The organism is Pseudaminobacter sp. Soil_N_29 (assembly GCF_057656055.1).
Map to the genome: position 1 here is coordinate 155,492 of NZ_JBDGLC010000004.1, position 12,732 is coordinate 168,223.

Consider the following 12,732-nt stretch of genomic DNA (forward strand, 5'->3'; position numbering starts at 1 on the left):
ATGACGATCGATGCCGTAGGCGGGGTGTGGCGCTACGGGCTGGACATGGCAGAAGGCCTCAAGCAGGCTGGTGTCGAAACGGTGCTGGTTTGCCTTGGCCCGGGCCCTTCATGGGGGCAGATGGAGGAAGCCCGCCGTATCGGCAAGATCATCTGTCTGGATGAACCGCTCGACTGGACTGCCCAAACCGAGCACGACCTCCTGCCTCTTTCCGACGCGCTGGAGGCTCTGGCCAGCACGGAGAGCGTCGATCTTCTGCACCTGAATGCGCCGTCTCAAGCATGGCGGCTGAGATGCAGGCGACCGGTGGTTACCGTATCCCATTCATGCCTGCCGAGTTGGCACCACTGCGTGCTTCGATCGCCTGTGCCGGAGCACCTCGCTTGGCATGGAAAGATCAACCGCGAGGGGATCTCTCTCGCGGATGCGGTGGTCACACCTAGCGAAAGCCATGCCGCCAACTTGCAGGCCTGCTACGGAACCATCTCGAATCTCCATGTCGTGCCAAACGCGGTGCGGCCCGTGCCGCAAGATGCGGCGAAGAAGCCTTTCGTCCTGGCGGTCGGCCGCTGGTGGGACAAAGGCAAGAACGGCCGCGCCATTGATGAAGCGGCAATCGGCACGGCGTGGCCAGTGAAACTGGCGGGTGCAACTGTCTCGCCCAGTGGCGATACCTTCACAGCCTCCCATGCGGAACAGTTGGGGGAACTGCCTTATGCGCGGCTGCGCGAACTGATATCTGCGGCCGGAATTTTCGTGTCGCCGTCCCTGTACGAGCCTTTTGGACTGGCGGCGCTCGAGGCCGCGCATTCGAGAGCGGCCCTGGTGCTTTCCGACATTCCAACCTATCGCGAACTCTGGGAAGGAGCTGCGTTGTTTGCGCAGCCGGATTGTCCCGGCGCATTTGCGCAGGCCATCAATCGGCTCATCTCAGAGCCGCGGTTGAGACGGCGGCTCGTTCAACGAGCTCACGAGAAAGCGCAGTCGCTGTCGCCTGAACGGCAGGTCGCGAGCATGTTGAAGGTCTATTCGGCCGCGACGTCAGCGGCCGTCGACCGCAGGCTGACCACCATGGTGGAGCAATGAGGTTTCTGTTCTACACGCAGTCGCTGATTTCCGATTGGAACCATGGTAACGCGCATTTCCTGCGCGGCATCATGCGTGAACTCATCGCCAGGGGGCACGAGGCGCTTGCGCTCGAACCCGAGGCATCATGGAGCCGGCGCAACCTGATCGCCCAGTGCGGCCGAGCTGCAATAGATCGCTTCCGCAGGGATTTCCCCGAACTGCGGACAATGATCTATGACGACGATTTCGCCCATGAAGAGCTGATCGCCGAAGCCGACGTCGTTCTCGTCCACGAATGGAACGAGCCCTCGCTGGTGGAACGCATCGGCCGCGCCCGCCGCCTGGGCGGCAGGTTCACTCTTCTTTTCCACGACACCCACCACCGCGCCGTCTCCGCGGCGCAGGATATCGCCAGTTTTCCCCTCGATGACTTCGACGGCGTCCTTGCCTTTGGCGCAACCTTGCGGGAGCGCTACGATCGCGCCGGCTGGGGGCGCCGCGCGTTCACCTGGCATGAGGCGGCGGATGATCGGCTATTCCGGCCTCTTGAAGGAACCGATCCGCCGGGCAAGCTGGTGTGGATCGGCAACTGGGGCGACGAAGAGCGAACGGAGGAACTTGAAACCTTTCTGATCGAGCCGGTTCGGCGGCTTTCCCTGGACGGAAACGTGTATGGCGTGCGTTACCCGCCTTCCGCCATCGCCAAGCTCGAAAGAAGCGGGCTGCAATATCGCGGCTGGATTGCAAATGCGGATGTTCCACGAGAATTCGCACGGCACAGGGTGACGGTTCACGTGCCCCGACGACCCTACGTGACTTCGTTGCCAGGGATCCCGACGATACGTGTCTTTGAAGCATTGGCATGCGGAATACCGCTCGTTTCATCGCCGTGGAGCGACGACGAAGGCCTGTTTCGTGCCGGCCGCGATTTTCTCGTTGCCCGAGATGGCCAGGAGATGGCCGACTATCTTACGCAAGTGCTCAGCGATAAAGACTTTTCTGCCGAACTCTCAGCGGCCGGCCTGGAAACCGTCAGGAAGCGGCACACGTGCCGGCACAGGGTGTCCGAGCTCTTTTCCATACTGGATGAAGTTGGCGCCTATCTTCCGTCCGATCACGCCCGGTCAAGGGAGGCTGCGGGATGAACATTGCGTTCTACGGTTCAAGCCTGCTTTCGTCCTACTGGAATGGCGCGGCGACCTACTATCGCGGGCTGCTGCGTGCACTGGCGGCGCGCGGCTACGAAATCACCTTCTTCGAACCCGACGTCTACGATCGTCAGCAGAACCGCGACATCGACCCTCCGGACTGGTGCGAGGTCGTGGTTTACGATGGAACGCTGGCAGGGCTGGCGATGGTGGCGGATCGTGCCGCTCATTTCGATGTCGTGATCAAGGCAAGCGGCGTGGGGTTCGAAGACGATGCCCTGATGGAGCGGGTGTTCGCCGCAGCGCGCCCATCGGCATTGAAAATCTACTGGGACGTCGATGCACCGGCGACGCTTGCGCAATTGCGCAGCAGTCCGGACCACCCGTTGCGCCAAGCGCTGCCGATGCTCGATCTGGTGCTCACCTACGGCGGCGGAGAGCCGGTTGTGAAGGCCTATCGCGCACTCGGTGCGAGCGCTTGCGTGCCCATCTACAACGCGTTGGACGCCAAAACGCATCATCGGGTTGCCGAAGATCCGTTTTTCGCGGCGGAACTGGCCTTCCTCGGCAATCGCCTTCCCGACAGGGAACGCCGCGTCGAGGACTTCTTTCTCCGCCCGGCTGGCCTGTTGCCGCAAGCTGCATTCCTGATCGGCGGGGCCGGCTGGTCGGAAAAGCCGATGCCCGACAATGTCCGCAACATCGGCCATGTGTCCACGCGCGATCACAACGCGTTCAATTCAACCCCCAAGGCCGTGCTCAACATCAGCCGCGACAGTATGGCCGAGACGGGCTTTTCGCCGGCGACCCGCGTTTTCGAAGCGGCAGGAGCCGGCGCGTGCATCATCACCGACGCGTGGGAAGGCCTGGACCTGTTCCTCCACGAGAACAGCGAGGTTCTGGTCGCACGAGACGGCAAGGACGTTGCCGATGTATTGTCAGGGTTGAGCGACGAAAGGGCCCGGGAGATCGGTGAAGCCGCGCGCGAGCGTGTGCTGCGCGAGCATACATACGAGCTTCGCGCCGCCGAGGTCGACAAGCTGCTCCGAGCACAGTTGCAGCGTCGTTCCATGGAGGCTGCAGAATGAACGCCGGAGGCCTTCACATCGTCGTTCTAGGGCTTTCGTTTTCCTCCTCATGGGGAAACGGCCACGCAACCACCTATCGCAGCCTGATAAGGGGCCTGCGAGCCATTGGGCAGCGCGTGTCCTTCCTGGAGCGGAATACCCCTTGGTACGAGGCACACCGCGATCTCCCGGCTCCCGACTTCTGTGATCTCGCCTTTTACGAAGACGTGGAAGAACTTCGCAGCCGCTACGGAAACCTGATCGCAAGTGCCGATGCTGTGATCGTCGGATCATTCGTTCCCGACGGAGTGAAGGTCATCGACCTGGTGGCCCAGCTTCGGCCAAAACGTTTCTGCTACTACGATATCGATACGCCGGTGACCCTGGCGAGGCTTGCCGGGCGCGATGCTGGGGCAGAGCAATATGTAGCTCTCAGGCAGTTGCCGCTCTTCGACATCTGTCTTTCGTTCACTGGCGGTCCCACCTTGAGACATCTGGAAGAGTTGGGCGCGGGTCGCGCCGTCGAGCTCTACTGTTCGGTCGATCCATCGCGTTATCGCAACACGGCTGAACCCATCCGATGGGATCTCGGCTATCTCGGCACCTATAGCGACGACCGGCAGGAGAAGCTGGAAAGTCTACTCCTGAACGTCGCAAGAGCGATGCCGAACAGGCCTTTCGTGGTGGCGGGATCACGATACCCGGCCGGCATAAAGTGGCCGCCCAATGTCGACCGCATAGAACATCTGCCGCCCGAGCAGCACGCGTCGTTCTACAGTCGCCAGCGCTTTACGCTGAACATTACCCGGCAGGACATGGTGCAGGCGGGCTGGTCGCCGAGCGTGCGCATATTCGAGGCGGCCGCATGTGAAACGCCGATCATTTCCGACTACTGGCACGGGTTGGACGAGCTCTTGCCGATCGGCGTCGCGGTGATAGTAGCGCGCTCCACGGCTGATGTGGTGGCGGCTCTCGACAGTGTTTCCGAGCGCGAGCGCGCGAGCATAGCCGAAGAAGCAGGCGCAAGGGTCATGCGAGGCCACACCGCTGAAAGGCGAGCCCGGCAGTTGCTCGACGATCTGCTATCCATCGAACCACGCAGCGCAGGCCAAGTCCGAACGGGAGGGCCAAATGCGGCGAATCCGGTCGCAACAGCCTAGTAGTTCAATATTGGTGGCAGGGGGCGCCGGTTTCATCGGCACCAATCTTTGCGAAACACTGCTGCGGGAAGGTCACGAGGTATTTTGCGTCGATGATTTCGTGACCGGCACCGTCGCGTCGATTTCACGTCTGTCGCAACACGCCAAGTTCACCTCGATTGTCCACGACATATGCCATCCGCTCGTTATCGATCGCAAGCTGACCGCGATCTACAATCTTGCCTGCGCGGCCTCGCCGCCGGCCTACCAGGCAGATCCGGTTCACACGATGATGACGAATGTGTTGGGAACGAAGAACCTTCTCGATCTCGCCCAAGAGCACGGCGCCGTGCTGGTCCAGGCGTCCACCAGCGAGATTTACGGAGATCCAGAACAGCACCCGCAGCAGGAGACATACCGGGGCCTCGTAAACTGCACGGGCCCGCGTGCTTGCTACGACGAAGGCAAACGGGCGGCAGAGGCGCTGTGCTTCGACTATCTGCGGGCCGGCAGGGCAGATGCGCGGGTCTCAAGGATATTCAATACCTACGGCCCCTATATGCGGCCTGACGACGGGCGCGTGGTGTCCAACTTCATCGTTCAGGCGCTCTCCGCGCGGCCGATAACAATCTATGGCGAGGGATGCCAGACGCGGTCCTTCTGCTATGTGGCCGACCTTGTGGACGGGCTCAGGCGGCTGGCAAATGTGGAGCCCAACCCGCAGACCGCCATCAATCTCGGGAACCCTCAGGAGTATACGGTTTGTGAGCTCGCGGACGAGATCATACGGCTGATCCCCCATCAGGTTCGGAAGGTGAACAGGCCGCTGCCGATCGACGATCCGAAACACAGGCGGCCGGACATCCGCCTCGCCAAGGAGATTTTGCAATGGTCGCCTCGGGTTCAATTGTCCGAGGGTTTGGCCCGAACCATAGACTGGTTTCGCCAGTGTTTGCCCGCTGCGGACGCCAACGAGGCGCACGAGCCGGCAAGGACCATGATGGGCGAGGGCGCCGGTGGCTAGCGCCAGGCTTTTTCGTTCTTTTCCTGATAATCGCGAAACGCCTTGGCCAGCCCGCCAAGCACTTCGGCCGAGGTTTCGAACATTGCCTTCAGTTGCGGCTCGTTGATCTTCTCTATGTCTTCGCGAAGATGGTCCTTCAGTTCCTCAAGCGCCTTTTGCATCTTCTGGACATGGTGGCGAGGATCGGAAGCGGTTTCCACGGCGATCTCCTTGTGTTGGCGTTCTGAACGGGTCGGAACCCTGTTCCGGAGTCTACTGAATTAGAACAACGGTTCCGGATTAGAGTTCCGCGACTGGGGAGGAGCGGCGGAGACCGTTACGCAGGAGGAAAACGGAACCAGGCGCCGCCGGGTGAGTTGAGTGACCGGGTGCGGGACGTCTGAGAAAGGCTGTGTCCCGGGCAGGAGAACAGTCGGGAGCCCGAGTTAACGATGGAAAAGATACCCGCCAATAAGGCAAAGCAGGCCCGACGTGGTGTCCACGTCTTGGTCATTCTCCTCGTTGCGCTGGTGCTGGCAGGAGTGGTTTGGATAGGGGTCGAATACTTCGTGCCCCGCTGAAGACACTTGGGGCCAGAGGCACCCAAGAACGTGGCAGCCCGGCCTTCGCCGCTCCCGAGACTTCTTTCACAAGTGATGGAACCACGACCGCGTGGAGCGATTACGCCCCATCGCTGCGGAATTCTGGGGAGCTTGATGCCGAACCGTCCTTCGAAAACCGGCTTGAGCCGGCGCAACTTCATGGTCGGAACGGCTACCGCTGCGGCCTCCATACCGTTGCTGGCCACACGTGCCGCAGGCTCCCCGCCGGAACAATCACCTCGCCATTCAGGGCCGGTCAGCTTGACCATAAACGGTCAGCGCCACGACCTGGCTCTCGATCTCAGGACAACTCTTCTCGACGCGCTCCGGGACCATGTCGGGCTGACAGGAACCAAGAAGGGCTGCGACCACGGCCAGTGCGGCGCCTGCACCGTCCTGGTGGACGGAACGCGTGTCCTTTCCTGCCTGGCATTTGCGGTCATGGCCAGCGGACGTCAGGTCACGACGATCGAGGGATTGGCCAAAGAGGGCGGCCCTCTTCACCCGATGCAGCAGGCCTTCGTGGATTGTGATGCGTTCCAATGCGGCTACTGCACGCCGGGGCAGATCATGTCAGCCATTGGATGCGTGCGGGAGGGGCACGCCGCATCTGAAGCGGACATAAGGGAATACATGAGCGGAAATCTCTGCCGATGCGCGGCCTATCCGAACATCGTGGCCGCCATTGTCCAGGCGCGAGACGAGACAAAGGGGGCCTAGATGCGGCCCTTCAGCTACAGCAAGCCCGAAAGCGTCGCCGAGGCGATAGAGATCGCAGCGGAACTGAGCGACGCCGAGACGCCGCCGACACGATCCCGCGCTCAATTCATTGCCGGCGCTACGAACCTGGCCGACTACATGAAGCTCGGCGTGGCGGAACCTGAGCTTCTGATCGATTTGAACGGGCTTTCCGATCCCGCGCTGAGGCGCATCGACGTCTCGGACGAAGGCATCCGTTTCGGCGCCCTGGTCCGCATGAGCGAAGCCGCCGATGACGAGACCGTGAAACGGCACTATCCCGTGATCGCGGAGAGTCTCAAATTCGCCGCGAGTGGACAGATACGCAACGCGGCCACACTGGCGGGCAACATTCTCCAGCGCCCCCGATGCGAGTATTTCCGGGATATTTCGTGGCCATGTAACAGGCGCAGCCCCGGATCGGGTTGCGCAGCCATGGAAGGCATAAACCGGCAACATGCAGTGCTCGGCACAAGCGAGCACTGCATCGCCACCTACCACGGAGATTTTGCGCAGGCTCTGATCGCGCTTGGCGCGACCGTGGAGATCGAGGGCCCCGGTGGCACGAGGCAGCTCAGCTTTTCTCGTCTGCATCGGCTCCCCGCCGACACTCCAGACATTGAGACCAACCTCGCGCCGGACGAACTCATAACCGGCATCTCTGTTCCGGCCGGACCCTGGACGCAACGATCGCGATACCTGAAGGTTCGCGACCGCGAGTCCTATGCCTTTGCACTCGCGTCTGCTGCCGTCGCGCTGCAGCTGTCGCAAGACACGGTTCAAGAAAGCCGCATAGCGCTCGGTGGGGTGGCAACCATTCCGTGGCGCGCCCGCCAAGCGGAGGACGCCTTGCGTGGCCGCCGACTGGACGAGGACGCCGCCCACGCAGCAGCCGAGGCGGCGTTTGCCGGTTCCAGGCCGCGGGTTGGGAACGCCTTCAAGGTGCCGCTGGGCAAGCGAACCCTCGTGCGAGCTCTGCTTGAGGCGCGCGACATGAGGATTTCGACATGAGCAAGGAAGCGCCCGCGCCCAAGGAAAACATGGGGACGCCTGTTCCGCGCATCGACGCGGTGCTCAAGGTTACGGGCCGGGCGTCCTATCCTGCCGATATTCCACTGTCCGATGTCGCCTATGGCGTGCTGGTCACCAGCACCATTGCCAAGGGTGCCATAGCTGCGCTGCACACAAGCGAGGCCGCCCGGGTGCCCGGCGTTCTCGGCATTTTCAGCCATGGCGACATGGCCGGCGTAGAGCCGCCGAAATTCGGAAGCGCGGCAAGTTCGATCGGACCGCTCCACAGCGATCGGATATTCCATGATGGGCAGATCATCGCGCTGGTTGTCGGCGAAACCTTCGAGTCGGCCAGGGAAGCAGCCATGCTCGTCCGTGCCGAATACGACAAGGAGCGGCCGAGCGCCGGCTTCGACTCGCCAGACACGGAAACGACGCCTGCAGCCGGCGCGACACCATTTTTCGGCGAAGATGTCCACGCCGGCGACTTCGACGCTGCGTTCGCCGCCGCTCCGGTCAAGATCGATGAGCGTTATTCCACCCCCACGCAGCACCACAACCCGATCGAACTCTTTTCGACTACTGCCGCCTGGAGCGGCGACCAACTGACCGTGTACGAGCCCACCCAGAACGTGACCGGATGGAAATCGGAGCTTGCACGCCAACTCGGCATCAGCCCCTCCAAGGTGCGTATCGTGAGCCCCTTTGTCGGGGGCGCATTCGGTTCGAAGGGGCCGATGACGGCGAGAACTGCAATTGTTGCCGTCGCCGCGCGGCGCCTGGGCCGCCCCGTTCGTTGCGTGGTGACCAGGATGCAGGCTTACGGGACCCAGACATATCGCGCCGAGACCAGGCACCGCGTCAGGATCGGAGCCGACAGGGAAGGCCATATCACGGCGTTCGGGCATGAGGGCTGGGAGGTCACTTCCCGACCAGATCCCTATGTGGTGGGCGGCACGACAGCGACCGGCCGGATGTATGCATATGGCTCGGTCGCGACGCACGTGTCCCTGGTTCACGCCGACCGTAACACGCCGGGCTACATGCGCTCGCCGCCCGAGACGCCTTACGTCTACGCGCTGGAAAACGCTATGGACGAAATGGCCGGCGCACTTGGCATGGATCCGGTTGAATTCCGCCGGATCAATGAGCCGGTCAGGGAGCCGATCGGCGGCAAGCCGTTCTCGAGCCGCTCGCTCGTCAAGTGCTATGATGAAGCGGCCAAGGCCTTCGGCTGGTCCGACCGCAACCCCGCGATAGGCTCCATGCGCGACGGGGACTGGCTGATCGGCATGGGATGCGCGACGGCCGTCTATCCGACGAACGTCGCTCCTTGCGCGGCGCGGGTTCAGCTGACCGCGGAAGGCAATGTGCGGGTGCAATGCGGCTCGCATGAAATCGGCACGGGTATCCGCACCGTCGCCGGCCAGATGGCCGCCGAGAGGCTGGGGGTCGATATGGCCAAGGTTACCGTCGAGATGGGCGACAGCGCCTTGCCACCGGCGCCCGTATCAGGTGGATCCAACTCGACGGCGAGCGTTTGCTCCGCCGTCATGAAGGGCTGTGAGGCCATTCGATCCCGGCTGTTTTCGGCAGTGACCGGCGAGGGGGCGCCCCTTGCGGCAGCCCACAGCAGCGAGCTGGAGCTCGCCCACGGGAAAGTGATCGCCGAGGACGGGAGAACGGTCGATCTGGCCGACGCCTTTGCAATCCTGCAGACCCAGGTCATCGAAGAGTATGCTGAGTTCGCTCCAAAAGGTGCGTCGCCGCAAGCGCTCAAAAAGCTATATGCGGGGCGCCCCGAGTTCCGCGGGGGCGACCGCGATGACGCGGTCAAATACGCTTTCGGAGCCGAGTTCATCGAAGTTCGCATTCACAGCCGGACGCGCGAGATACGGACCCCGCGCATAGTCGGGGCCTTTGCTGCCGGGCGCATCATGAATACGCGGACCGCCCGGAGCCAGCTGATGGGCGGTATGATATGGGGCATAGCATCGGCGCTTCACGAGCAAACCGAACTTGATCCCCGCAATGCCAGATATGTGAACAAGGATCTGCAGGACTACCTTGTGCCGGTCAACGCCGACATCGGCGAGGTCGAAGTCATCCTGGTTCCGGAGTTCGATCCGGACGTAAATCCGGCAGGAGTCAAGGGTTTGGGCGAACTTGGCAACGTCGGTACGGCAGCGGCCATAGCGAGCGCCGTCTATCATGCCACCGGAATTCGGATACGAGACCTGCCGATCAGGCTGGACGATCTGCTGGTCTAGGCCTCCAGGCCGGGGAGGTGCGAGCGGAACCTTTTTGTTTGGGTCGCGTTTTTTCTGGACGTCCGAAAAGGGCCAGCCCGCACGATAATCGCTTAGAGGCCCATCCCCCCACGATCATCGCAGGCATTGAGCTCCACGGACAGTTTCCCTTGGAGAAGACAATGAGACGCTATCTCTCGACACTCGCATGCTCGGCATTGCTCGGCATTGGCACGCTCTGCGGCACTTCCGCTTTCGCCGGGGTCATGGTTCCCGATATCGCCCCGATGGCTGGGCCGAGCCAGGGCGGTCTTGACACGGCCCTGCTGATACAAAGGCCATCCGACGGCGCAAGCGGCCTTCAGTTCGTTCACGGCGGTGGCGGTGGCGGTGGCCATGGCGGCGGCGGCGGTATGGGCGGCGGCCACGGCATGGGTGGCCACGGCATGGGCGGAGGCATGGGTGGCAACTTCCACGGCATGGGTGGTTTCCATGGCATGGGCGGCTTCCATGATGGCCGCTTTGATCATGGCCGCCACTTCCGCAACGATGGCTTCTTTAACGGTGGCGGCGCCTTCTTCGGATTCGGCCCGTGGTATCCTGTCTGCGACCCCTATTACGCTAACGTCTACGGGACCTGCTATCCGGGATACTACTGATCGCGCCGGATCCCGCGCGCTACCTGCCCAGACTTGCTAGGGGCAGCCAAGACACCGGAGCCCGCCACCTGGACACATGCGGCGGGCCCTCATGTTTGCGCGTCGGCGAAAGCCGAACGGTTCAGCTCTTTCGCTTCTTTCCGTTCGGGCGGATTATACCTTCCTGCTCCAGGCTCCGGCGCAGCAGACCGGCCAGGTCCTTCACGCTCTCCTTCGGGCGCGGGGCGGGCTTCGGCATCGCCTTGCCTGTGCGTTTCGACTCGACAAGTTTCCGCAGCGCGTCCTCGTACTCGTCCTCGAACTTTGATGGGTCGAAGTGGGTCGCCTTCTTGTCGATGAGAAGACTGGCGATCTCGGTCATTTCCGGGTCGATCTTCACGTCTTCAAGATCTCCGAAGACCTTGGATGCCGGCACGACCTCCTTGGCGTCGCGCAGGATCGTCAGCAGGATCCCTTTGCCCAGAGGCTCCAGCAGAACGTGCCGCTCGCGTTGCCACAGCACGACCGTGGCGAGCGCGACCTTGTTCGTCTTGACCATCGCGTCCCGAAGCAGGCTGAACGGATCCGTGGAAGGCTTGTCGGCCGGCGAGAGGTAATAGGGCTTTTCGTAGTAGAGCGGGTCGACTTCGGTCCGGTCGACGAAGCCGTCAATGGTCATCACGTGTTGGGAAAGCGGCTTGAGGGCTGCGATTTCCTCGGGTTCGAGCAGCAGATATTCGTTCTTGTCGACCTCGTAGCCCTTGACCTGGTCGTCGGGCTCCACGGTCTTTTCGGTCACTTCGTCGACATAGGCGGCTTTGACCGGCTGCCGGGTCTTTCGGTTCAGGATCCTGAAATGGATCGTTTCCGCCTCGGTCCAGGCACCCGTCAGCCTCACGCCGCAGCTGACATTGCCAAGACGAAGAAAGCCCTTCCACAGGGACCGCACGGCACTCATGACACGCTACTCCACCACAGGGCTGGAGAACGGCTGCCTGCTTCAATCGTTCCGTTTTACTGGTGCGGACGGCGGGACTCGAACCCGCAAGGCCAGAGGCCGGCAGATTTTAAGTCTGCTGCGTATACCATTTCGCCACGTCCGCCTCGGCCGACACTGGTAAACATGCCGGGCGAGATTGCAAGCCCCGGCAATAGACGGGGCCCGGTGGGCAGGCGCGGTTGCTGGCATCCGCAGCAATTGGCGGGTCGTTACTTACCGTCGATGAAGTCGAGCACCGATTTGCTGTAGCCGTCCGGGTCCTGCAGCATGGCGAAGTGGCTGACATCGGGCAGGATGATCAGCTTCGCGCCGGGAATCGCCGAGGCCATGTATTCGGTGTGCTCGCGCTTGATCGCCTCGTCATGGTCGCCGGCCACGATTGCGGTCGGTACGGTGATCTTCTCCAGCTGGTCCCCGGTCCAGGCCGGCTGGCTCGCCCACATGTGGCTTATCTGCTCCACGAAGGCGTCGTATTCGTGCGGCGTCCTGGACAGGCGGGCATAATCCTTGCCCGAGCGGTCGATATAGGCGGCAAAGGTCTTGTTGGTGAGCACGCCGGGATCGACGCCATCGGTGGTCACGTTTGCGGCTTGCGCATAGAGCCTGGTCAGCCGCTCGGGATGGTTCATGGCGATGTCGAGGCCGATGATGCCGCCATCGCTCCAGCCCACAAGCGCCGTCTTGTCGATCTTGAGGTGGTCGAGAAGGGCCAGATAGTCGGATGCCATCAGGTCGTAGCCGAAGGGCTGGTCATCGCGGGTCGAGCGGCCGTGGCCGCGGCTGTCGGCAACGATCACCTTGTGCGTCTTCGACAGCGTCGCCACCTGGCTTGCCCAGATGTCGGCGTGACCGAGCCCGCCATGGATCAGCAGGATCGGGCCGCCGGAGCCATAGACGGCATAATACATCTCGATGCCGTTGACCTTTGCAAAGCCGCTTTCGTTGGCCGGCGGCATGGGCGCCGGCTCGGGCAGGGTTTCCCAGCGCTCCAGCGCCTGGCAAGCGCCGGAGGAAAACAGGGTCAGCAACGCAAACGCCAGTGCAGTCCACAAAGCACGCATTTCCGCCT

General features: G+C 62.4%; 12 protein-coding genes and 1 tRNA gene. 9 read left to right on the plus strand and 4 right to left on the minus strand.

Going from position 1 to position 12,732, the window contains the following annotated elements:
- From AC3A4H_RS11450 to AC3A4H_RS11470, 5 genes are read left to right on the plus strand one after another with little or no spacing between them, the layout of a single operon-like run.
- Positions 1-1,086, plus strand: coding sequence for a glycosyltransferase family 4 protein (locus AC3A4H_RS11450; RefSeq protein WP_487766802.1), 1,086 nt, complete (start codon positions 1-3; stop codon positions 1,084-1,086).
- Entirely contained in the window at positions 1,083-2,213 is a 1,131-nt protein-coding gene (locus tag AC3A4H_RS11455) for a CgeB family protein (RefSeq protein WP_487766803.1), read from the plus strand. Before AC3A4H_RS11450 ends, AC3A4H_RS11455 begins: the two co-directional genes overlap by 4 nt.
- Positions 2,210-3,304, plus strand: a complete 1,095-nt coding sequence (locus tag AC3A4H_RS11460) for a CgeB family protein (protein WP_487766804.1) — start codon at positions 2,210-2,212, stop codon at positions 3,302-3,304. Before AC3A4H_RS11455 ends, AC3A4H_RS11460 begins: the two co-directional genes overlap by 4 nt.
- On the plus strand, positions 3,301-4,443 hold the full coding sequence (locus AC3A4H_RS11465) for a CgeB family protein (protein WP_487766805.1): 1,143 nt from the start codon (positions 3,301-3,303) through the stop codon (positions 4,441-4,443). Before AC3A4H_RS11460 ends, AC3A4H_RS11465 begins: the two co-directional genes overlap by 4 nt.
- Positions 4,415-5,446, plus strand: coding sequence for a UDP-glucuronic acid decarboxylase family protein (locus AC3A4H_RS11470; protein WP_487766806.1), 1,032 nt, complete (start codon positions 4,415-4,417; stop codon positions 5,444-5,446). The genes AC3A4H_RS11465 and AC3A4H_RS11470 overlap by 29 nt, the downstream gene beginning before the upstream one ends.
- Here the strand turns inward: AC3A4H_RS11470 and AC3A4H_RS11475 are convergent.
- Complete coding sequence (locus AC3A4H_RS11475) at positions 5,443-5,646, minus strand: hypothetical protein (RefSeq protein ID WP_487766807.1); 204 nt, start codon at positions 5,644-5,646, stop codon at positions 5,443-5,445. The genes AC3A4H_RS11470 and AC3A4H_RS11475 overlap by 4 nt on opposite strands.
- A 540-nt stretch (positions 5,647-6,186) precedes the next feature.
- Between AC3A4H_RS11475 and AC3A4H_RS11480 the strand changes: the two genes are divergently transcribed.
- The 4 genes from AC3A4H_RS11480 (at position 6,187) to AC3A4H_RS11495 (ending at position 10,684) form a co-directional block, all read left to right on the plus strand.
- Positions 6,187-6,747, plus strand: a complete 561-nt coding sequence (locus tag AC3A4H_RS11480) for a (2Fe-2S)-binding protein (protein WP_487766979.1) — start codon at positions 6,187-6,189, stop codon at positions 6,745-6,747.
- On the plus strand, positions 6,748-7,776 hold the full coding sequence (locus AC3A4H_RS11485; protein WP_487766808.1) for an FAD binding domain-containing protein: 1,029 nt from the start codon (positions 6,748-6,750) through the stop codon (positions 7,774-7,776).
- Positions 7,773-10,046 carry a xanthine dehydrogenase family protein molybdopterin-binding subunit gene (locus AC3A4H_RS11490; protein WP_487766809.1) on the plus strand — a complete coding sequence of 758 codons (2,274 nt, stop codon included), beginning with the start codon at positions 7,773-7,775 and terminating at the stop codon, positions 10,044-10,046. The genes AC3A4H_RS11485 and AC3A4H_RS11490 overlap by 4 nt, the downstream gene beginning before the upstream one ends.
- 161 nt (positions 10,047-10,207) lie before the next feature.
- Positions 10,208-10,684: a hypothetical protein gene (locus AC3A4H_RS11495; protein WP_348779385.1), complete on the plus strand. Its 477-nt coding sequence runs from the start codon at positions 10,208-10,210 to the stop codon at positions 10,682-10,684.
- Positions 10,685-10,805: 121 nt separating this feature from the next.
- Here AC3A4H_RS11495 and ku read toward each other — a convergent pair whose 3' ends face one another.
- The 3 genes from ku to AC3A4H_RS11510 form a co-directional block, all read right to left on the minus strand.
- Entirely contained in the window at positions 10,806-11,621 is an 816-nt protein-coding gene (gene ku, locus AC3A4H_RS11500) for a non-homologous end joining protein Ku (RefSeq protein WP_487766810.1), read from the minus strand.
- Positions 11,622-11,681: 60 nt separating this feature from the next.
- Positions 11,682-11,766, minus strand: a tRNA-Leu gene (locus tag AC3A4H_RS11505).
- 106 nt (positions 11,767-11,872) lie between these two features.
- The gene (locus AC3A4H_RS11510; RefSeq protein ID WP_487766811.1) at positions 11,873-12,724 is read right to left on the minus strand and encodes an alpha/beta fold hydrolase; all 852 of its coding nucleotides are present in this window, start codon (positions 12,722-12,724) and stop codon (positions 11,873-11,875) included.
- Between the last annotated feature and the right edge of the window lie 8 nt (positions 12,725-12,732).